17 protein-coding genes and 1 pseudogene are annotated in these 21,427 nt (G+C 38.8%); 9 read left to right on the top strand and 9 right to left on the bottom strand.

What is annotated here, in order from left to right; all coding sequences use genetic code 11:
• Positions 1 to 363 precede the first annotated feature (363 nt).
• The 4 genes from H4J63_RS10520 (at position 364) to H4J63_RS10505 (ending at position 6,546) form a co-directional block, all read left to right on the top strand.
• A complete protein-coding gene (locus H4J63_RS10520) occupies positions 364 to 3,510 on the top strand; it encodes a DEAD/DEAH box helicase (RefSeq protein ID WP_182196440.1) in 3,147 nt (1,048 codons plus the stop codon).
• Positions 3,511 to 4,386: 876 nt separating this feature from the next.
• Positions 4,387 to 5,853 carry a DNA recombination protein RmuC gene (gene rmuC / locus H4J63_RS10515; protein WP_182196439.1) on the top strand — a complete coding sequence of 489 codons (1,467 nt, stop codon included), beginning with the start codon at positions 4,387 to 4,389 and terminating at the stop codon, positions 5,851 to 5,853.
• A 51-nt stretch (positions 5,854 to 5,904) separates the two neighbouring features.
• A complete protein-coding gene (locus tag H4J63_RS10510; protein ID WP_024605355.1) occupies positions 5,905 to 6,096 on the top strand; it encodes a DUF3185 family protein in 192 nt (63 codons plus the stop codon).
• 234 nt (positions 6,097 to 6,330) lie between these two features.
• Positions 6,331 to 6,546, top strand: a complete 216-nt coding sequence (locus tag H4J63_RS10505; protein WP_241764485.1) for a hypothetical protein — start codon at positions 6,331 to 6,333, stop codon at positions 6,544 to 6,546.
• Between the two features lie 101 nt (positions 6,547 to 6,647).
• On the opposite strand, the gene H4J63_RS10500 is transcribed toward H4J63_RS10505, so the two are convergent.
• Both H4J63_RS10500 and H4J63_RS10495 read right to left on the bottom strand, forming a co-directional pair.
• The gene (locus H4J63_RS10500; protein ID WP_231619959.1) at positions 6,648 to 6,806 is read right to left on the bottom strand and encodes a LysR family transcriptional regulator; all 159 of its coding nucleotides are present in this window, start codon (positions 6,804 to 6,806) and stop codon (positions 6,648 to 6,650) included.
• A 1-nt stretch (position 6,807) separates the two neighbouring features.
• Positions 6,808 to 7,713, bottom strand: coding sequence for a LysR family transcriptional regulator (locus tag H4J63_RS10495; RefSeq protein ID WP_024605185.1), 906 nt, complete (start codon positions 7,711 to 7,713; stop codon positions 6,808 to 6,810).
• A 105-nt stretch (positions 7,714 to 7,818) separates the two neighbouring features.
• Between H4J63_RS10495 and H4J63_RS10490 the strand changes: the two genes are divergently transcribed.
• The gene (locus H4J63_RS10490) at positions 7,819 to 8,595 is read left to right on the top strand and encodes a class III extradiol ring-cleavage dioxygenase (RefSeq protein ID WP_182196437.1); all 777 of its coding nucleotides are present in this window, start codon (positions 7,819 to 7,821) and stop codon (positions 8,593 to 8,595) included.
• An 80-nt stretch (positions 8,596 to 8,675) separates the two neighbouring features.
• Positions 8,676 to 9,353: pseudogene (locus H4J63_RS10485) on the top strand (haloacid dehalogenase type II).
• Between the two features lie 61 nt (positions 9,354 to 9,414).
• Here the strand turns inward: H4J63_RS10485 and H4J63_RS10480 are convergent.
• Complete coding sequence (locus H4J63_RS10480; protein ID WP_182196435.1) at positions 9,415 to 10,290, bottom strand: LysR family transcriptional regulator; 876 nt, start codon at positions 10,288 to 10,290, stop codon at positions 9,415 to 9,417.
• Positions 10,291 to 10,404: 114 nt separating this feature from the next.
• Between H4J63_RS10480 and H4J63_RS10475 the strand changes: the two genes are divergently transcribed.
• A complete protein-coding gene (locus H4J63_RS10475; protein ID WP_007583656.1) occupies positions 10,405 to 10,905 on the top strand; it encodes a lactoylglutathione lyase family protein in 501 nt (166 codons plus the stop codon).
• 226 nt (positions 10,906 to 11,131) lie between these two features.
• Here the strand turns inward: H4J63_RS10475 and H4J63_RS10470 are convergent, their stop codons facing one another.
• Positions 11,132 to 11,512 carry a hypothetical protein gene (locus H4J63_RS10470; protein WP_182196433.1) on the bottom strand — a complete coding sequence of 127 codons (381 nt, stop codon included), beginning with the start codon at positions 11,510 to 11,512 and terminating at the stop codon, positions 11,132 to 11,134.
• 723 nt (positions 11,513 to 12,235) lie between these two features.
• On the opposite strand from H4J63_RS10470, the gene H4J63_RS10465 reads away from it, so the two are divergent.
• A complete protein-coding gene (locus tag H4J63_RS10465) occupies positions 12,236 to 13,168 on the top strand; it encodes a ChaN family lipoprotein (protein ID WP_182196431.1) in 933 nt (310 codons plus the stop codon).
• A 66-nt stretch (positions 13,169 to 13,234) separates the two neighbouring features.
• Here the strand turns inward: H4J63_RS10465 and H4J63_RS10460 are convergent, their stop codons facing one another.
• The 4 genes from H4J63_RS10460 to H4J63_RS10445 are packed head-to-tail and all read right to left on the bottom strand — an operon-like array spanning position 13,235 to position 16,594.
• Positions 13,235 to 13,954: a HugZ family protein gene (locus H4J63_RS10460; protein WP_182196429.1), complete on the bottom strand. Its 720-nt coding sequence runs from the start codon at positions 13,952 to 13,954 to the stop codon at positions 13,235 to 13,237.
• Positions 13,951 to 14,739 (bottom strand): heme ABC transporter ATP-binding protein, encoded by a 789-nt coding sequence (locus tag H4J63_RS10455; protein ID WP_182196427.1) that lies wholly within the window; start codon positions 14,737 to 14,739, stop codon positions 13,951 to 13,953. The genes H4J63_RS10460 and H4J63_RS10455 overlap by 4 nt, the downstream gene beginning before the upstream one ends.
• Positions 14,736 to 15,788, bottom strand: coding sequence for an iron ABC transporter permease (locus H4J63_RS10450; protein WP_182196424.1), 1,053 nt, complete (start codon positions 15,786 to 15,788; stop codon positions 14,736 to 14,738). The genes H4J63_RS10455 and H4J63_RS10450 overlap by 4 nt, the downstream gene beginning before the upstream one ends.
• Complete coding sequence (locus H4J63_RS10445) at positions 15,785 to 16,594, bottom strand: hemin ABC transporter substrate-binding protein (RefSeq protein WP_182196421.1); 810 nt, start codon at positions 16,592 to 16,594, stop codon at positions 15,785 to 15,787. The genes H4J63_RS10450 and H4J63_RS10445 overlap by 4 nt, the downstream gene beginning before the upstream one ends.
• A 139-nt stretch (positions 16,595 to 16,733) precedes the next feature.
• Here H4J63_RS10445 and H4J63_RS10440 point away from each other — a divergent pair, with 139 nt between their 5' ends.
• Entirely contained in the window at positions 16,734 to 18,815 is a 2,082-nt protein-coding gene (locus H4J63_RS10440) for a TonB-dependent hemoglobin/transferrin/lactoferrin family receptor (RefSeq protein WP_182196419.1), read from the top strand.
• 687 nt (positions 18,816 to 19,502) lie between these two features.
• Here the strand turns inward: H4J63_RS10440 and H4J63_RS10435 are convergent.
• Positions 19,503 to 21,026, bottom strand: a complete 1,524-nt coding sequence (locus tag H4J63_RS10435) for a sensor domain-containing diguanylate cyclase (RefSeq protein ID WP_182196416.1) — start codon at positions 21,024 to 21,026, stop codon at positions 19,503 to 19,505.
• Between the last annotated feature and the right edge of the window lie 401 nt (positions 21,027 to 21,427).

The raw sequence follows: 21,427 nt of genomic DNA, 5'->3' as shown, positions 1-21,427 counted from the left end.
TGTTAGTAAAAATCTGATCTTTACTAGCCTATTTCCTCTTTAAATAATCATATTCCTTCTTCAAGATCACTTTTTTACTAACTAATCTCCTCTTTTTAGCTACATTCCTTCATTTATTATTATTGTTAGTAAAATCGTGATCTGTAATGCCTACTTTTATATTTCTAACTATATGTAACTTCTACCATTGCAGTTGTTTTAAATATTATTTTGTAAAATTGGATGCTTATTTTTACTTACAAACCGATTTTTTACTAAGTTATCAGCTCCAACCAGTTTATATCTTGTTAATAGTGCTTTAGCTCAGAGCACATAAGGCATATACTGGCAGGATTATTTTTAAAATTTAATGCTTAGAGTGACATGTCTGCTAACTTATCAAAAAATGATTTAATGGCTATTTTTGAAGAAATTAAAAATGAGCAGGCTACCCAGTTTCCTCTGTCTGAACGCTTTATTAAAAAACTTTTCCGTGAAAATGTTTTAGATAAAGGCAAAGAATATTACAAGAAAGGTCAAATCACTTGGCTAGAACACACCCCTAATTTTTCTGTAGTCGACTCTACTGTACAAGTGGATAATGGATCATCGTTTAACCAACGTATTGAGATCAGTAAAGTACCAACTGGCTATTCTGTTGATACGCATTGTACGTGTAATGCAAAAACTAAATGCCGACACTTAGCTGCTATTTTATTTAAGCTCAAAATAGAGCACTCTGGTGAATATGGCGAAGATTATTTTATTAATGACTGGTTTAGCGAATTAAGCGCACTTAAAAGTGGTGATCAAAACACGCCATCGCAAGTATTATTATTTGTATTAGATATTGAAAATAACAAAGTATTCTTAACACCTAAAATAGCGAATGTTGAGACTAAAAAAAATTACACGCTAGGTCGAAACCTGACTGAGCAGCAGTTAAATAGTTTTGTAACGCCGAGTGACTTACTCGAAAGTGATTTTAGATTATTTAGTTGGATACGCTCACAAAATGCAGTGGGATGTATTGAGCTAAAAGGCCAGTGGGGTTTTAGTGCCTTACAACAGTTGATAGCTACAGAACGCCTGTTTTTCCAGCGTTCTCGAGTACCAATTAAAGCGCAATCTGGCCAAGCATTAAGTTTTAGTTGGGAGCAAGAGAAAGATCTCTCACAATTAGTTATTAAGCTTGAGCAAACACAAAACTGGGCTTTATTAAAAACAACACCACCTACTTACCTCGATTTAGATCATTTAAAAGCGGGCCGTCTTCGCACCCCATTGAGTGCAGACGAAATAGCACATTTACAAACTATGCCTGCTTTGCATGACGCTAATTTTGATAGAATATACAAGCAGCTTGCCGATAACTTTGGTGCAGGTGTAATACCCCACCCTACTAATTTACAGCCAACATTGCCTAAAATCTCTAGTAATGCTGTTTTAAAAGTAACTATGGGCGATCAAGGTTTATCTCTTTCGTTGTTATTTAAGTATAAAAATAAAAACTATTTAGCGGGTGCTGCACCTGCAAGTACGATTAATAGTGCATTTGAAAATACTGTAACTAACGAACTAATTAACTTAGGATTTGAATTTTGTAAAGGGGGTTTACAAAGTGAACTGGTATTTACAAAGCAGTCTTCAATCCATTTGCATTGGCTAATATACGAAGTATTCCCTGGCTTTAAGCAACGCGGTTGGCAAGTAAGTGTAAGTAAAGTAACGAGTCCTAATCCGCAGTGTGAAGTTAGTTTACATGTACACCGCGCAGCAGGGCATCAAATGCATTGCAAAGTATTGCTATGTGATGCCAAAGCATCGCTGTTGTTTACTAATACTGACCCGCTATATCAGTCATTAAATCGCCAAAGTGAACTATTTTACTACTATCCGCTTGGTCGTGAGTTTGGGGTTATTAATAAGTCTGCAATTAACTTATTAGATGAATTTAAAGAGCGTTTTGAGTTTGTAAAAACACGGGACGAATTTAATATTCCGCTTTCGTACTTGCCTGAGCTTGTAAAGCACACAGCCATAAACGTAGAGTTGCATGACGACTCGCTTGAGCGATACTTACAAGAGCTAAACAATACCGATACCGCAATGCCAAAGGTTTCTTTACATGGCTTGAATGACTCGGTAACGCTTCGTGAGTACCAACAGCAAGGTGTTGACTGGCTTAGTTTTTTAAAGCGTCATCAATTAGGTGGTATTTTAGCTGATGACATGGGGCTTGGGAAAACACTGCAAGTTATTGCGTTTTTAGCGAGCACGTTTAATCGTCCGCAAGCGGGTCCTACACTAATTGTATGTCCAACTAGCTTGGTGAGTAATTGGGAAAATGAAATTACTAAGTTTGCTAAAAGTTTAAAAGTTACCACTATTTTTGGATCAAACCGTAACGAACCTTTACAACACTTAGCACAAGCCCAATGCATACTCACTACATACCCATTGTTAAAACGTGATATAGCTTATTACTCGCCATTATATTTTGAAAATATAATTCTCGATGAAGCTCAATACATTAAAAACGATACCGCACAGGTGTCGCGATTAGTGAAACGTTTAAATGCCGACTTTAAACTTTGTTTAAGTGGTACTCCAATCGAGAATAATTTACTTGAGCTTAAATCGTTACTCGATTTTGCTATGCCATCTTTACTTGGTTCTCAAGCTCACTTTAAGCAGCATTTTCAAACGCCTATTGAGCGTGAAGCTGATATGGACAGAGCTGAGCAGTTAAAAGCGTTAATTATGCCCTTTATAATGCGCCGCACTAAAGCACAAGTAGCGCAAGAGCTTCCCGAAAAAACAGAGCTAACTAAAGAATTTGAGTTTGAGCCTAAGCAAAAAGAAATGTACCAAGGCATTACACGTTCATTAGAAGAGAAGCTAATAGACTTATTTGCCGAACAAGGCGCACAAAAAAGTAAGCTTGCATTTTTAGAGGCGCTTTTAAAGTTAAGGCAAATTTGTTGCCACCCTAAATTAATAGATCCAGATACTCAAGCAGGCTCCGCTAAGCTTGAATGGTTAACAACACACTTACCGCTTATGCTAAGCCTAGGTCGTAAGATTATTATATTTAGTCAGTTTACATCGGCACTCGATTTAATAGCCCAACGCCTTGAAGAAATAAACATTAACTTTAGTATGCTTACAGGGCAAACGCGTCAACGAGATAAAGTAATCGACGAGTTTACCAGTGGTAAAACATCCGTGTTTTTAATTAGTTTAAAAGCCGGTGGAACAGGCCTTAACTTAACACAAGCAGATACTGTTATTCATTTTGATCCATGGTGGAATCCCGCAGTAGAAAAGCAAGCGACTGATAGAGCCTACCGTATTGGTCAAACTAATCCTGTATTTGTTTATAAGCTCATAATGAGTAACTCAATAGAGCAAAAAGTATTTAAAATGCAGCAAGACAAGCAAGCTCTTGTTGATGCATTATTTACTGATAAATCAATGAGCTTTACAAAGTTTGATGAGCAGCAAATGTTGTCTTTAATTAAAAACTAAAAAAGATCTAAAAAGTTTTGATCTTTTTATGAACTTAATTAAAAAGCGGACGTCTATCATTATGCTTGTTGATTAATTGCAGTTAACACAAGCATCATGTTGATTTCCCATTTAGTTACTAATTTTAGTAATGATTGAGCCAGCCCATTTTGAGTTGGCTTTTTTTATGTCTAAAATTTAGCGTGCAGCACTTATTTTAAAAGTTTTAATTTTTTTATGAACTTAATTCAAAAAGACGCGTCTACTATTATGCTTGTTGATTAATTGCAGTTAATACAAGTTTTCATGTTGATTCCCTATTTAGTTACTAATTTTAGTAATGATTGAGCCAGCCCATTTTGAGTTGGCTTTTTTTATATCTAAAATTTAGCGTTCAGCACTTATTTTAAAAGTTTTTTATTTTTTTGAACTTAATTAAAAAAGACGCGTCTACTATTATGCTTGTTGATTAATTGCAGTTAATACAAGTTTTCATGTTGATTCCCCCTATTTAGTTACTAATTTTAGTAATGATTGAGCCAGTTCATTTTGAACTGGCTTTTTTTATGCCCATAATTTGATTTGTTTAAATCAACCCGAATAAAAATAAATGATCTTCCGCAAATTAATTTGAATTAATTATTTTGTTATCCGGTCTACTCTAATGCCTGTTGTTATATAGCCTCACCTAATAATATTAGCTATTTTGGTGATTATGTATTTAAGTTGCAGCTTGCTCGGGCACATGTTGTTTATCCCTTTGATTACTTAACTTAGTAATATTTGACCAGCTTATTTTAAGCTGGTTTTTTTATGTCTGTAATTTCTTAACTCCCCTACTTCTGTTGTTGGTTATTGGTTATGATGGCATGTCTCTAAATTTTATAAGTTTATTTTATGCTCACTCAAGTACTCACTAATATTGATTGGCTAAGCGCTGGTGCTGGTGTTGCTTTAGGCGCCCTATTTTACGGCGCTGTGTCAACACGGCTTCGCAAAAAGCTACATCTACAAATAAGCGAACAGCAGCAACAGCTTTCCCTGTTACAAAACCAATTTGATAATAAAGAGCTGCAATACAGCGCCTTGCTAGAAGATCATGAACTGCTAGAACATACTCACCAAGAGCAGCGCGATGAAGCCCAGCATTTTAAAACGCGTTTTAGCGAACAAGAAAAACAAAGCATTCAATACAATCACTTTTGGCGTAAAGCCGAAGGCGAGCTTGCAGCGCTTCGTGAACAATATAATCAGCGCGATGTTGAATATAATAATATGCGCACTACCCTTGAGCAAAAACAGCAAAACTTTAGCGAGCAACTCGCGCAAATTGAGCAAAGTAAAAATACGCTCAAAAAAGAGTTTGAAAACCTAGCCAATAAAATTCTAGAAGAAAAATCACAAAGCTTTAAAACCTTAAATCAAGAAAGCATTGAGCAATTATTAAAACCAGTTCAAGGCGAGCTAAAAGGCTTTAGAGAAAAAATGGAATCAATGCACATTGAAGACATAAAACAACGGACTGCACTTAAAACCGAGCTACTGCATTTGCAAGCTAAAAGCCAAGCTATAACAGATCAAGCCGACAAGCTCAGTAACGCCCTACAAGGGCAAAAGAAAACCCAAGGTAATTGGGGCGAGCTTATGCTCGAAAACGTATTAGATAGTGCTGGCTTACGTGCAGGCGTTGATTATAAGCGCGAAGTGTCGTTTAACACTGAAGATGGCCGCTTGCGCCCTGATGTAGTTGTGTACTTACCACAGGGTCGCCACTTAGTTATTGATGCTAAAACTTCATTAAATGCCTATACACGCTACGTGAACGCTGAAAATGATCTAGATGCTAATCAAGCAATTAAAGAGCATGTAAACGCCGTTACAGCGCGTATTAATGAACTTGCGAGTAAATCGTACGACCGCTTACCAGGTATTAACTCGCCAGAAGTAGTGGTTATGTTTGTACCAATAGAATCAGCTTTTGTAGAAGCACTCAAATATCAAAGCGATATTTACCAACAAGCAATCGAAAAAAATATACTGGTAGCTACACCCACTACCCTGCTTACTAGCCTTAATATTGTTAAACAGCTTTGGCGTTTTGAAGAGCAAACCAAATATTCAAAAGAGCTGGCAAGTCGAGCGGAGCGTTTTTATAACAAGCTCAATGGTTTTTTATTGAGTATGGAAGGCGTAGGTAAGCAGCTTGATAAAGCGAAAGAAAGTTATGATAAAGCATTTTCGCAGCTATACCGTGGTAAAGGTAATTTAATTAAACAAGCATCAGAGTTTAAAGAGCTAGGTGTGTCGGTACAAAAAGAGCTACCTAGTGAGAGCGTAGAACGTGCCCAATTAGAGTTAGATTAACTCTGATTTATTTTTTATTTAGTTTATGTAAGTTAAACCTTAAGGATATTTATGAATAATAAGATTGTAGGAATTGTTTTAATCGTTATAGGTATCGCTTTAATTATGTGGGGATACGACGTGTATGATGCGGCGGCTTCGCAGCTTAGCCGTGCATTTAGTGGCGGCACACCAATAGAAGCATGGGCGGGTATTATTGGCGGTACCATCTGTGTGTTAATTGGTATTAAAAAGCTCAAGTAACCTGAACTTGAATAATAGATCTATTTAAGCAGCTATTTTCAGCGCTAACTACGTTGAATTTAGTTGTAATAGTCTGCACTGCACAGTGTTACTTAGCAAGATAAAACTCTTACAGGCCTGCCAGCAATGGCATTGTGAAAGAGACAAATACGTCGTGTATTGCAAGGCAAACCTTTAATAATAAACGCTTCTATAATATCGGGCTCTAAACTTAAAAAAGTATTTGTATCGTCGATGACAGAGCTTTTAAAAATACAGGCTTTAGAGGGTAATGGCATTGCTTGGTTACCAAACTATGTCATTACTAAAGAGCTAAAAGAGAAAAGTTTAGTTGTAGTTGGCCAAAAGCATCATTGCGTACCTATTACATATTATGCGTATCGGTACCATGCAGCGCTTCACCCTGGCGGCGAGAGCGTCTGGAATAAATTAAAAGAGCTAAATGTATAACGCAAAAATTTACTGTAAACCCCCATTACAGTAAATGGGCGTTATTAATTTAACGCGCTCACAGTAATATGAATCTGTATTTTAATTATATTCCTATTTTATTATGGATTTTTACTTCCATAATAATTGGGTGTTTTGTCCTTTTTTTTAATTTGCTTAGATAGTGACGAATTATCCATATCATGCAGTGCTGCGGCTTTGGCAAATGAGCCTTGTTGCACTACATCTACAAATAACGTTAATTGATTAGTTATCGACATATCACTCTCCTAAATCCCAGTAAGGTGTATCGCCATAATAGCCACTTGCAAAATCAACAAACGCACGTACTTTACTGGGTAAAAACTGCCTATTAGCGTATACCATGTAAAGCCCCATTGGCTCGGGTTCATAGTCTTTTAAAATGCGCACTACTTTACCTTGAGCCAGTGCTTCCCCTGCTATAAATGTAGGCTGCATAGCAATACCACCACCCGCAATGGCTGTATTTAGTAGCAAATCACCATTGTTAGCCACAAAGTTACTTTCAAGCTTTAGCTCGCTTTTTAACTCATTAACCCCAAATAATCGCTTTGTGGGTTCGCTGTGGGAATAGCGTAAATAATTATGTGACTGTAAATCTAAAAGCGTTTGTGGCGTGCCATGGCGTTCTAAATAGTCGGGTGACGCAAATACAGCTAAACGTATAGGGGCAATTTTTTTAGCTATGAGCGTTGAGTTTTTTAATACGCCAATACGTAGAGCAATATCAATACCCTGCTCTACTATATCTACATATTGGTCGGTGAGCCGTAAATCTAACTTTAAATTTGGATACTGCTTTTGAAAATCAACCAACAAACCTGCTAAATGCTTAGTACCAAACGACATAGGCGCACTAATACTAAGCAAACCCGATACATTTTCGCTTAAGTTATTGAGTGAGTTTTCCATGTCTTCAATATCAATAACCACCTGCTGACAACGCTGATAATACTGATTTCCAGCCTCTGTAACACTTACTTTTCGCGTTGTACGGTGTAATAAACGCGTGCGTAGATTATCTTCCAGCGCAGAAATATATTTGCTGACTAACTGCGGCGAAATATCGAGTTTATCGGCCGCTTTTGAAAATGATCCTTCTTGCACAACGGCTAAAAAGGTCTTCATGGTGGTGAGTTTATCCATCTTTAACAATACTTTGTTGATAATGTATAAATAAGTATCATATTTATCGTCAAATTAGAAACTTATATAGTGTTTATAACACGTCTATTTGTTTAAGGTTTTAGTATGACTCAGCCTGCTTTATTTATATCTCACGGTTCGCCAATGATGGCTGTACAGCAATCGGCTACGTCAGATTTTCTTGCATCAATAGGTCAAACGCTTAGTAAACCACGAGCTATTGTGGTGTTTTCTGCCCACTTTGATGAAGCGCACGATATAGTTATTACATCAGGAGATGCGCCGCATACTATTCACGACTTTTATAACTTCCCCAAGCCTCTGTATGAAATTCAATACCCAGCACCAGGAGACCCTAAGCTTGCTAATACTATTAGTGAGTACTTTTACAAAGCGGGTATTAAAACGGTGCAAAATGCAGATCAAGGATGGGATCATGGTGTGTGGATCCCGCTGCGCTTAATGTACCCAGCAGCTAATATTCCCATTGTTCAGGTGTCTATTAACACGCGTTTGGGCGCTCAGGCAATGTATAAGTACGGGCAGTTACTTGCACCACTGCGCAGCGATAACGTATTAATTATTGCCTCAGGCGGTATTAGTCACAATCTACGTGAAATATTTAAAAGCCCTGCTACACCTAACCGTGTTCAAATGGTTAATGAGTTTACCCATTGGGTTGAGCAAAAGTTAATAACGCAAAACACCCAAGCGTTACTTAACTATTTAAATGAAGCACCCTATGCTTTATTTAATCACCCTACCCAGGAGCACTTTTTACCTCTTTTTGCAGCGCTTGGAAGTAGTGACGGTAAAGCCGAAAAAATACATGAGAATATAGAAATGGATATTTTGGCACTCGATGCTTATAAGTTTTATTAATTTGAGCGTTCGTTCAAATTAAGTTAAGCTGTAAGCAAGTACTCTAAAACCAACTTAATTTATTTTATTGCGGAGCAAACATGGCAACTACACTTGCATTTGACGTATACGGTACGCTAATAAACACTCACGGCGTACTGTCCTTACTCGACGACATGATTGGCGATAACGCCCAAGCATTTTCAAATACATGGCGCGAAAAGCAATTAGAGTATTCATTTAGACGTGGATTAATGTAAAATTATATTCCTTTCTCGCTATGTACAAAACACGCACTCGATTACGCCTGCTTAGCGCACAAAACCGAGCTAAGTGAAGATCAAAAGGGGCAACTGCTAGAGCTTTATAAAACGCTTCCTGCGTTCGATGATGTAAAAGCAGGCCTTGAGCAATTAAAAGCGAAGGATTACCGTTTGTTTGCATTTTCAAACGGCGCTGCCGACGCAGTTCATACCTTATTAGAAACCGCAGGTATTAGTGAACTTTTTGAAGGGGTAGTAAGTGCCGACGACATTAAAACCTTTAAACCAAATCCAGGGGTTTATAGTCACTTTTTACGCGAAACCAATTCAACAGGCGCAAACACGTGGCTTGTATCAAGTAACCCGTTTGATGTAACCGGTGCCATATCGCACGGTATGCGCGCGGCGTGGATTCAACGATCTAAAGAATCAATCTTCGATCCGTGGGAAATACAGCCAAATACTATCGCAACCGACTTACTCGATTTAAAAGCAAAATTAGAAAGCGTTAACTAATTTTCTGTTCCCCCTTTTGCTTATGGTATTAAGTGCCGTGGGTGTAAAGGGGGTTTACGTTTTAACTATTTACTCCCGCCTTTATTAGCTCAATCACTGTATTCATACGTTTTGCCATTGGCCTATTTCGGTGATGGCACACATAAATAGATTCACTAACCGGACATTCTAAATGATGTGTTTTTATAAGTTGTGGTTTATTGAATGCGCCAACAGCATGAGCAGGTAATACCGTAAAGCCCAACCCTAAACTTACTGGTTCTAGTATTAAACTAATTTGGTTAGAAAATCCCGTACGTCTTATTTGGTCAATATGCTCAAACTCACTGTAGTTTTCGCTTAGTAGTAGCTGCGCATGATGGCTTGCATCGGGATGAGCAATAAACCCTAGCTCACACAGGGTTTGCCAATTAGGCATGTTTATACCTGCAGGCGTTACAAGTAGTAGTGGCTCTTGGCTTATTTTATGGCTGGTTAGTTCGCTAAATGTTGGAGCTTGAGTTAAAAAACCGATGTCGGCACTGTGGTTTGCTACAGCTTGTTCAACACTTACATTGGGCGCAAAGCGGTAATCAATAATTAGTTCTTTATGCTCAGATTGTAGTGCTAATAATTGATTATAAAACTTTAAACCACAACTGCCTGGAGATTGAATCTTTACCACTCCGCTGTACGGCGAGTCATCTTTTAATTGTTGTTCTAAAAATTGCCAATCTTTAAGAAGTAGGCTGCCCTGCTGATATAAGTTTTGGCCCTGAGGGGTAAGCGAAAACTGCTTACCATGGCGCTCAAGTAAAGCGCAGTTAACTTGTTGCTCTAGCTTTTTAATGTGCTGACTTACACCAGATTGGGTCATATAAAGGCGCTCAGCTGTTTGGGTAAAATGATTTACCTCAACCAAAGTACAAAACGTATTTAACCATGTTGGATTTATCATTACAAAACGTACTCAAAATGATGATTAATGATAATTTTACTTAATATTGTTCAATTCGTAAACTAACTCCATCAACTAGTCACAAGATAAGTCACAAGTTAAAGAGGAAGTATTATGAGTCATACATATCCACGTAGTTTTTCGCACATTGGTATTTCGGTTCCCGACGTTGAAAAAGCAGTCGAGTTTTATACTAAGGTTATGGGTTGGTACACAATAATGGAACCCACTTTAATTACCGAAGACAAAAGCCCAATTGGCGAAATGTGCACAGAAGTATTTGGCGAAAAGTGGGAAAAATTTAAAATTGCGCATCTATCTACAGGTGATCGTATTGGTGTCGAAATTTTCGAATTTAAAAACCAAGAAAACCCAAAAGACAATTTTGAATACTGGAAAACAGGCATCTTTCATTTTTGTGTTCAAGACCCCGATGTAGAAGGCTTAGCTGAGCGTATTGTAGAAGCTGGCGGTAAAAAACGTATGCAAGCCCCTCGTTATTACTACCCAGGTGAAAAGCCGTACCGCATGATCTACATGGAAGACCCGTTTGGTAATATCCTTGAAATTTACAGCCACAGCTACGAGCTTATTTACAGCGCAGGCGCTTATTAAATAGCACTTAGCTAAAAACAAAGACCGCAGTATTTATTACTGCGGCCTTTTTGTTTCAGTTATAGAGTTTTTAAATACACTTCACCGTCTTCTTATTCTCTATAACTTGTTTTTGCTTAGCTTGTGCAGCATGTTTTTCCCTGAGTTGAAAATATTATCAACCTCCAGAAAAGCACTACCAATCGAACTGTGTCCTAGTGAATTTATGAACAACATAATGTATTTGTCAGGAACTTTTGCTCTTATCCACAAACAGGCTACATGTCAGTACCGCTGAGATTAAAAAACAAAACATTACGCTTAATGTAAATAATATAAAGTTTTCATTTTTTGATATAGCTCCTCCTTTAAGGAGTATTTCACCGCTATTAAGTGCATCTACTCCTATATAGATCATCAACGGAATTACAAAAAATGTATTGCTGAGCTTAATAAGTAAGTCCTTTGATGAAAGACTTACTAATTGAGAAGCATTATGCTCTTCTTCGTCTCTATTTAATAGTTCGGCTTTTAATAGCTCAAAGCGTTCAGGGTACAAAGCCCTATCAATAGACGTAATAGCTTCTTGCAATTCGGTAACAGAATATTCTGAATAATTTGGTTCCATCTATTAAACCTTCTCCAGTGCCTAACGCTTACATAAGCGGAAAAATATAGTTGACCAAAATGGTTTTAGGAACAAAAAACAGCCAACTATAATTCTTTCATTTGATATTTACGTTAGTTTTTTAGTTAACTGTATATAAAACAAGTATATATAGCTAATGGGCCAAAGTAAGAATATGGAAGCTACTAGTTTAAAGTGCCCATTTTTATATGAATGTGCTTGTGCTGAAAACCAACTTAATAAAGCTCCAATTACACATAAAATCTTAAGAATGTTACCAAACCAGTGTTCATTAAGGAAACTCATAAAACTGGTGTTTTGACTTGCAAATATAAATAACAAAAGAGCTGAGGTACCAAATAAGAGACAGCTTCTTGATTCTGAAAATTTTAGTAAGAATAGGCTAAAACCATCTTCCATGTTTTCACTAAAAAGTGGATGCTTCATAGAGCTCCATTTAACATCTAACAATTTTATAGGCCGCGAATCGAGCATACTTCTGCCGATGTCACGCTCATTTTCTACTTTACACAGTTTTAACAAATTACCTAAGGCATTGCTATCAAAAGCTATTTAATATTTACAAGCAAAGTTAAGGCATATAAATGCGCGTTTCGCTCATTTCCTTGATTATGTAAGTAAGCAGCAGTTTGGCTGGCTTAATAGGTATTACAAGTATATGATATTGATAATTATTTGCATTAAAGTGTTTTAAAGGTGTGTATGAAAAAGTCTATGTTAACTCTGGCGTTAGTTACGGGTTTGAGTGGTTGTAGCACAACAGTCACGGTGCCTAATAAAAGCCCATCGCTTTATTACACTGCGCTTTATAATGCACAAGCAAAGCCTGTTAGCTCTGTATTATTAGAGCCCAAGTTATTAAATGCCGATGTGATTTTAGTGGGTGAATTGCATACACATCCGGGCGTGCATTTATTTCAGGCTGAGTTATTTGAGCAATTAAGCAAAAGTAATAAACGCTCAGCCCTGTCGCTTGAGCAATTTAGCCGCGCGGATCAGCATACTTTAAACCAGTACGTTAAGAGTGAAATTGGTGAGCAATACTTAATTGATAACACCCAAGCGTGGCCTAACTACAAAAGTGATTACCGTGCGCTGGTAGAGCTGGCAAAAACGAACAATAGCGATGTAATAGCTGCAAATGCCCCTAAAAATATAGTCACCTGTATTGGCAGGCAAGGCATAAGTTACCTAGATAAACTTGATGAAACACAGCAGAGCTTCATTGCAGCCGCTATTGATACGTCTCCCAGTGATTATAAACAACGCTTTATGACCTCAATGCACCACGGCTCGCCGAGTCAAAACGAGAATTATTATGCTGCGCAAGTTACCTGGGATGAAACAATGGGGGAGTCTATCGTTAACTATTTAAATAATCATAAAGATGTGCAGGTAATGCATATAGCGGGCGATTTTCATGTGAAAAATGGCGAAGGTATAGCGCGCGTTATTAAGCGTTTAGCGCCAGAGCTAAATGTTGTGTGGATATCGCCGGTTACAAGTGTGCAAGCTAACCAAACAGGGTATCAGTTGCAAGTTAACTCTTTGCCACCCCGTTATGTGCAAAAAGAACATCAGCAAGCCGCTTTTAAAGCGTTAGCCAAACGAGGCGAGCAAACAGCTTGCTTATAAAATAACGACATAGTTAGTGAATCTCTTAACCAGGGCTCAGGTTAACTATGTCGTCATGTATTTAGTTTAGTTATTTCGGGCTTGATTGGTTAACGTAACCAGCGCTTTACGTACCTCTAACGGGCTGTTGCACTGGGTTTTAAAATTAATAAAGTAATTACGCTTTTGGCTTTGTATATAAAAACCAGTGGGTAATAGGCCGCTCATTATTGGGGTGTTATCAGCTACGCCGTAGTGCTGCATTAATATGAGCGACATAGCATCTTGGTGATCTTCATTCATATGGTTAATCATGCTTTGCTGTTGGCTTTCGTCCCAGGCTTTTGCCTCGTTTTGCCACTCGGTTTGTTCAAGCCAAAATATTTTGCCAAACCCGCCAATGTAACGCACTCGCACTACGTCTAATTGCCATAATTGAAAGTCGTGCGCGTTGCGATAGCTAGCGGCTTCGGGGTATAGGGAAATATAGTTATCAAGTAAAGTGTGTGCTTGCTCACTTGGCACAATAGATCCATCGCCTACAAGCGTTACTCGCCCGTGCTCGTTTTGATCGCCGTAGTCGGCGGCATCAAAAATAGTAAGGCTCATACGAGAGTCGTGCTTTAGGTTTTTAGTGTGCTGGGCTATATCGCTAATAAAAAAGTAAACACGGCCTTGTTCGTCGCACATATAGGGGGTTACTGAGCCAAACGGGTAACCGCGTAAATTATTAGAAATGGTCGACATGACACCGGCATTGGTTTTGTAAACCAAGGTGCGTGCATCGTTTAACGCTTGCTCTCTCATAAAAACTCCTGACGTTGAGAAAAAACCATGGGTGCATCGTTATAAGGATGAGGGTTTACGTGCAGTTTCATGGCGTAAATTTGTTGTAAGTTTTGTTCAGTTAATACGGTGTTTATAGGCCCACTTTGCAGCACTTTTTTGTTGTGCAGTAAAATAGCATCGGTTGCATAAAGGCTGGCCAAATTTAGATCGTGTATTGCAATAATGGCGCTGTTACCCTGCTCTACAAACGCTTTAACGCAGCTGAGCAAAGCATGTTGATGGCGCATATCAAGTGCTGATGTAGGCTCGTCGAGCAGCATTAGTTTTGGCTCGGCCGATTGTGTAAAAGCGTTTAGCTGCGCTAAAGTACGCGCCATATGTACGCGTTGTTGCTCCCCGCCCGAAAGCGCACTTACGCGGCGATTTAAATACTGGTTTAAATCCATAATAGCGGCGTATTTATGTACTTTTTCGCTTTGCATTTTTAATGACTCTACATACGGGTAACGGCCCATTGCAATAAGCTCAAATACAGTAAAATCAAACCCTACGTGGTTAGCTTGCATCATCACTGCGCGCTGTGTGGCAAGGCGCTTTTTAGCATGAGCAGCCAGCGGCTTAGCATTAAAAAGTACACTGCCTGTAAAGGAATGCATACCTGCTAAGGTATGCAGTAAAGTAGATTTACCTGCGCCATTTTCACCAAGTAGTGCAACAAGTTGGCCTTGTTTAGCACTGCCATTAATGGTGTTTAAAACGTTATGGTTACCAAAGCCAACACTTAGGTTGTTAAATGCGATCATGACCAACCTCGTTTATTTTTAACGATTAAATAAATAAACAATGGCGCACCTAAAAGCGCAGTAATAATGCCAATAGGTAGCTCAGCAGGGATTATAACAATACGTGCTAACCAGTCAGAAAGTAGCAATACCACTACGCCAATTAGCATACAAAGCGGCAGCATATTACGTAAATGCGGCCCCACCATTAAGCGGGCAATATGCGGGACTACCAAGCCAACAAACCCTATTAAGCCGGTAAGTGCCACAACCGCCCCTACTCCTAGTGCAACAAGTATAATTACATATAGTTTGAGCTTGTTGGTGTCTACCCCTAGGTACTGAGCTTGTGACTCGCCAATAAGGAGTAAGTTCATGGGCTTTTTTAACCGCCACAGGCCAATTAGGCTGATAAACAGTAACGGCGCAGCTTGAATAATCGTGCTCCAGCTTGCTCCGCCTAATGAGCCCATGGTCCAGTAATTTATTAATCGTAATGCACTGTCATCGGCAAAAAAACTCAGTAGCCCAATAACCGCAAATGCTAATGCGTTAATAGCAACCCCCACCAATATAAGTGTGGTGATATTAATTTGCCCTTGCTGCTTGGCAATAAAATATACCAGCGAGGTAACACCAAGCGCCCCTAAAAACGACGCATAAGGTAAATACAACTGCGCGTTAAAATTAAACTGCGCGCTAAGTGCTATAAACGCCACAGCAACCATAGCCGCACCCGCACTAATGCCTATAATAGATGGGTCGGCCAATGGGTTGCGGCACAGCGCTTGCGTTGACGCCCCTGTTTGGGCAAGCACCAACCCTACAAGCACTGCAAGGACAAAGCGTGGCAAACGTATTTGCATTACGACATTTATTTGCAGCGCATCAAACTGATTAAAGCGCTCGGGCGCAAGCCAAGCAATGGCTAAACGCCAATCCCACCCTGCTGGCCCGTACCCTATGCTAAGTAGCGCCAAAGCAAAAATACACACAGAGGCTAATAGCATCCATTTATGGGTTTGGCTAAGTGTTACAGGCTTAAAACGGCTCAATGTTAGGGTGTTCATAAGTGGGTTTTATACTCGTTAAGCTCATTAATTGCTGTGACAATACGTGGCGACATGCCAAGCGAAAGTAGGCTATCCATTACAAGTAAGTTACAGGTTTGCGCCGCTTTTAATAAGCGTAGTGTAGGTTGCTCACAAAAAGCCTGCTTACCGCCAAGGCTGCGTACAACATGGGCTGGGGCTACTAAAAAGTCGGGCTGATTTACAGCCAGTACTTCAGTATTAAGTGCTTTAAAGCCTGAATGCGTAGCGCCTATATTGGTAATGCCTGCATAGCTAAATAATAAATTAGGGACGGTTTCTTGCCCGGCGGCAACAAGCCCGCGCTCATTAGCTGAGAGTAAAAATAGCGCGCTGTGTGTTTGCGCTTTTGCTTTTTCAGGTAATGATTTTGTAATGTGCGTAATAAGTGTTTGTGCTTTTTGCTTAGCGTTTAAATCGTCACCTAAGCGTTTTATTAGCTCAAGTAGCTCGTTAACTGAGGTCGGCTTTTTATAATGAATTAGCTTAACCCCTGTTGCCTCAATTTGCTTAAGTGCTTGGCTTCGCCCTGCGCCTTCAAGCGCTAACAAGGTGGTTGGACGCATTGAAAGTACGCCTTCTGCAGCTAAATCGCGATAATAGCCCACTTGCGGTAATTGCGTGGCTTGGTGCGGGTACATGCTCGATTGATCAACAGCTACAAGGGTATTTTGTTTGCCTAACGCATAAATTATTTCAGTAAGGGTGCCGCCAGCGCTAATAACGCGCTCTTGTGCAAGTGCAGATTGGGCCATTAAAGCAAACAATATAAATAGGTATTTCATTACACACTCCGGTTTTATTTTTTGGCTATTATAACCAGCTAAATCTAAATGAAAATGATTATTATAATTAATTGATCTCATTTTGCCTTAGTTGTAACATCTCCGCCATAAATAATAACTATTATCATTTGGAGTTAAAATGAATCCCTCTGCGTTTAGATTTACTGCTATAGCAACCTTACTACTCGGCTCGGGCACTGCCATTGCCGAAAACATAATTGACGATCATATTGTTGTGAGTGGCTCACGCTTTGAACAAAAGCTTAAAGATGTTACAGGCTCAGTTACTGTTATTACCGAGCAAGACATAGAGCGCCAGCTAGCTGTAGATTTACAAACCATGTTTAAATACGATTCAAGCATTGCAACCACAGGCAGTGGCGCAGGCGCGCAAACACTTACTATACGTGGTGTTGGCGGTAACCGCGTTGTATTTATAAAAGATGGCCGACGCACTAACGATGGTTACGCAGGCGGAGGGGGCTATTTAGTTGGCCGCAATTACTTTGATGTAGCAGGTGTAAAACAAGTAGAAGTCGCCAAAGGTGCTGCGTCATCTTTATATGGTTCTGACGCACTTGGTGGCATTGTTGTTATAACTACTAAAGACCCTAGTGATTATTTAAAAAATAACGACAGCTTTGTAAAAATGGCACTGGGGTATCAAGGTCAAAGTAATCAAGTTGCCGCCGATATTACTGCGGCAAAAGACTTAGGCGACTTTGCTGTAAGCGCAGTTTATAGCCACCGCGACAGTGAAGAAGTACAAAACTATGACGAAAACCTACCCGGCTACGATGCAAAGTCGGATGCTTTATTAGTTAAATTTGAGCAACAGCTTGATGAAAAACGCACACTTAAATACACCCTGGATTACTTTAATCAAACAATTGAGCAAGTAATAACTCCCGCCGTTCAAGAAACCGAAGAAGACGACACGAGTTGGTCGCTGGCGCTTGATTATCATTCAGAGGTAGCAACAGCCGCGTTTGATAAATGGTACGGCCAAGTGTCTTACAGTAGTTACGAGCAACAAAGCGATCAAATTAGTGGTGCAAGCACCTACACCGATTATAACGACTACCGTTTTGAGCAAAATATTTTAGGTTTAAAAGCAGTATTTAATAAAGGACTTAAAGGAGAAACCACCGATCACGAAGTGGTATACGGAGTTGATATAGACTTATACGACACCACCCGCCCACGTTTTAAAACACGTATTTTAGCTGATGGCACCGTTGATTTTACCGATCAAAAACAAAAAGCATTCCCAGGGGCTGATACCTCTTTAATTGGCGCTTATGTACAAGACAGTATTTCTTTTAATAATAGCGCGTGGTCGGTTATTGCAGGTGTGCGATATGATTACTACACCCTAGAGGCTAAAAGTGATGAGCTATACGCCGATGCACAGCTTGATGATATTACCGAATCTGCCTTTTCGCCTAAGCTAGGTGTTATTTACCAAGTAGATGATAACTTATCGTGGTACGGGCAATACGTACGAGGCTTTAAAATACCACCACACGACCAAGCCTATCAAAGCCACGGTGTAGAGCCGTTTTATCAAATACTCCCCAACGCTGATTTAGACCCTGAAAGCAGCGATTCGTTTGAGCTTGGGCTTAGATACGCAAGCAGCGATATTAGTGTAAATTTAAGTGCTTTTTATGCAGCATACGATGACTTTATAGAAACCGCCGTAGTGGGTGTTGAGCCAACGTACATTCCTGGCGTAAACAAAACGCTGTATCAGTACCAAAATATTAGCGAAACACAAATAAGCGGTGTTGAAGCAGGAATTGCCATGTATGTAGCTGAAAATATACTACTAGAGGCAAACGTGGCTTACGTTGATGGTGAAAACAAAGAAACCAATCAGCCACTTACCAGCATTAGCCCGTTAAATGGCTCAATATTGTTAAGTACAGAACTGGGTAATATTAACTGGACCGCTGCGTTGCGTTTAGCTAAATCGCAATCGGATGTAGTACTTGATGCAAACGATGATAAAACTACGCAAGGGCATGGCTACGGCGTTGTTGATTTATACGCAAACTACGAATGGCAAGCGTGGCAGCTAAATGTAGGTGTACTTAACTTGCTCGATAAAGAATATGTACCTTTTGAGTTGATTGCAGGTCAATCGCAAAGTGCTGATTTTAGCCAATACACCCAACCTGGGCGTAACTTTTCAGCAAGGGTAAGCTATCAGTTTTAATTAGGGCTAAACAAATGGCAATAAACGCTGCATGGGTATGCAGCGTTTGCCTGCCACATATTTACTTAAGTCAAATTACTTAATGGTGAGTATATTCAGGTACACTTCTACATACTTAATGCCCATTAACACTTTATATAAACAGCACTTTTAAAGCCAAAATCGCCGTTATTTATAAATTAATTAATCGCAAAGTCTTGGGTTTCTAAATAGCTGGGGGCGTTTTTAAAACATGCCGTTAGCTTACTTGCAAGCGTTGTATTTATTGCGCTGTCGCACTCTAATTACCCGTTATACTTCCCCCTAGTAAGCGGCACTAAGCTTAACGAGTCATAGCTTGGTTTACTTTGTATTTTATGAATTACCAAGCCTTGTTGCTGCGTTAGTTTTACTAATGAAAATGCATTTTTGTGTTTTATTAGTCGTGATTTTTCAACATATAACGGGTTTTAAAAAGTTAGTTTGGTAGTAAAACTGCTTTGGCATTAGCGTATTTACCAAATTTTGTTATTGACGATTTAGGGTTGCAAAATTAACTGTAAAGGGGGTTAACAGTCACTACAGTGAGGATATTGTAATGATTTATAAGCCATCAAAAGAAGATGGCTGGCTTAATAAACTCATGCACTCTGTGTAAAGTATTTATCAATTTAAGGTAATACAGAGTATTACTTAACAAAGCTGTGGTTAGCTAATATTGGCCACTACGCACTGGTTACGGCCATGCTCTTTAGCATGGTATAGCGCCTTATCGGCACATTTATATACTTGGGCAATATCAGTACTATGCTCAGGCCAAGTTGCAATACCTATAGAGATAGTGATGTTGCCAATAGTGTCCATCTCTGTTGATTCTACTGTTTTACGTAAGCGCTCTGCAATTTTAAAAGCGCTTTGGCTGTCTTCATTAGGTAACACAAGGACAAACTCTTCACCGCCGATTCTCGATACTATGTCGTCTCTTCTTGATAGTTTTTTAATTATATTTGTTAGCGAAACTAAAGTTTCGTCACCTTTGTCATGCCCAAAAGTATCGTTAACACGTTTAAAAAAGTCGATATCAATTTCTAATATAGCGAACGGGGTTTGCTTTAGCATAAGCTGGTTAAGTAAGCCGTTTAAGCTTCTTCTGTTATGCGTATCTGTTAAGGGATCTGTTTGTGAGTCATGGCGTAACACACCAATTTTAGCTTGTAATAAAGTTACTTCTCTCAACATTGCTAATTTTAGTTTTTGACTTTCGAAATACCACGACTTCACACTTTTAAGTTTTTCTAAGCTTTTTGGATCGTCGAGTGTATTTGCGTTATCGGCTAAGCGTTTTAGTGGCCTTGCTATAAAGTGTGCAAATAAACCAATAAAAATAAACGTGACTAATGCCATTGGTATTGTTTGTTTAACCACTTCAATAGTTAATGTATCAAGAGAGGAAAGCGTTGATTTTAATGGTCTTTGCGCCACTATTCCCCAATTAGATAAAGTAATGGGTGCGTAGCCTGCGAGCATTGGTTTATTTAGGCTATTAATAACGGTTGAAGTACCCATTTCGCCATTTGTAACCGCGTCAATTACATGGTTATTAGTAACAACGTTACCTATTCTTGACGGTTCTGGATGATATAAAATGCGCTTATTTGAGCTAACAACAAAAAGGTATGAGCCACCTTTGTAGAAATGTTGTTCTAAAAGCTCATTTAAAATATTTTTCTCTTTTAAATAAAGAGAGCCTCCAATATAACCTAAATACTTACCTTCAAAATCAAACAACGGGTGCGATATAAAAACAATTAAATTATTAGCTGCTGATAAATAAGGCTCACTAATTAATGGGCGTTTTTCTTTTAACGCCTCTATTGCACCAGGTGATTGTATTTGTTGGCCTATTATACTTTCTAAACGAGGTGACGTAGCAGCAACTACGCCATGTAAATTAATAACAACAGAGTTAAAACTATCAGTTTGCTGATTTAAACGAATAGCTTCATCGTTTAGTAGTTGAGAATTATTTGGTGATTGTTCAATAATTTTAGCTGAGTATTCAAGCTGCTGAAGCGCAGACTTTAAAAAGTTATCAGTAGCAGAGGCTAGTTTTTGTGCATAGGCTAAATTACTTTTTAGTGTATATGATGTTAACTGCTCTTTTTGAACCTGATAGCTAGAGTAAAAACTCCCTACCAATGTGCTTAGTGCTGCAGAGAATGCGAGTAGCAATATAAGAAATCTTAAATTTAAAGCAGGTAATAATTTATATAGCAAAGCTTGCATCCCAAAGCACAATATTCAGCGCGTATTATACGAAGCTAATTATTATACCCATTTAAGTGTTTTTAGTTAAGATGGTTTGTTTGATTCTGTGACTAAGCGCTATGCTATGGAGTGATAAATAATATATTCCAGCATTGCATTTTTATCCTCAAATCAGTAAAACTCAATATGACTTAGTGGCGCCGAGGTTGTTTATTAAACTTTGATATATAGGTTGTTAACGGTGTATAAAAAGTCAATGTAACCAATAAATCAATGTGTATAGCCATCAAAAAGTTAATATGAGGTCAGGACTAAAAACACCAAACTAAGTACATAAAAAGGCCAGAAGCAAAAGCGACTGGCCT

It is taken from the genome of Pseudoalteromonas sp. 5Ae-yellow (genome assembly GCF_014077565.1).
In the GTDB taxonomy this organism is placed as follows: domain Bacteria; phylum Pseudomonadota; class Gammaproteobacteria; order Enterobacterales; family Alteromonadaceae; genus Pseudoalteromonas.
Note: the sequence above shows the minus strand (reverse complement) of the source record. Positions and strands in the feature narration are given on the sequence as shown.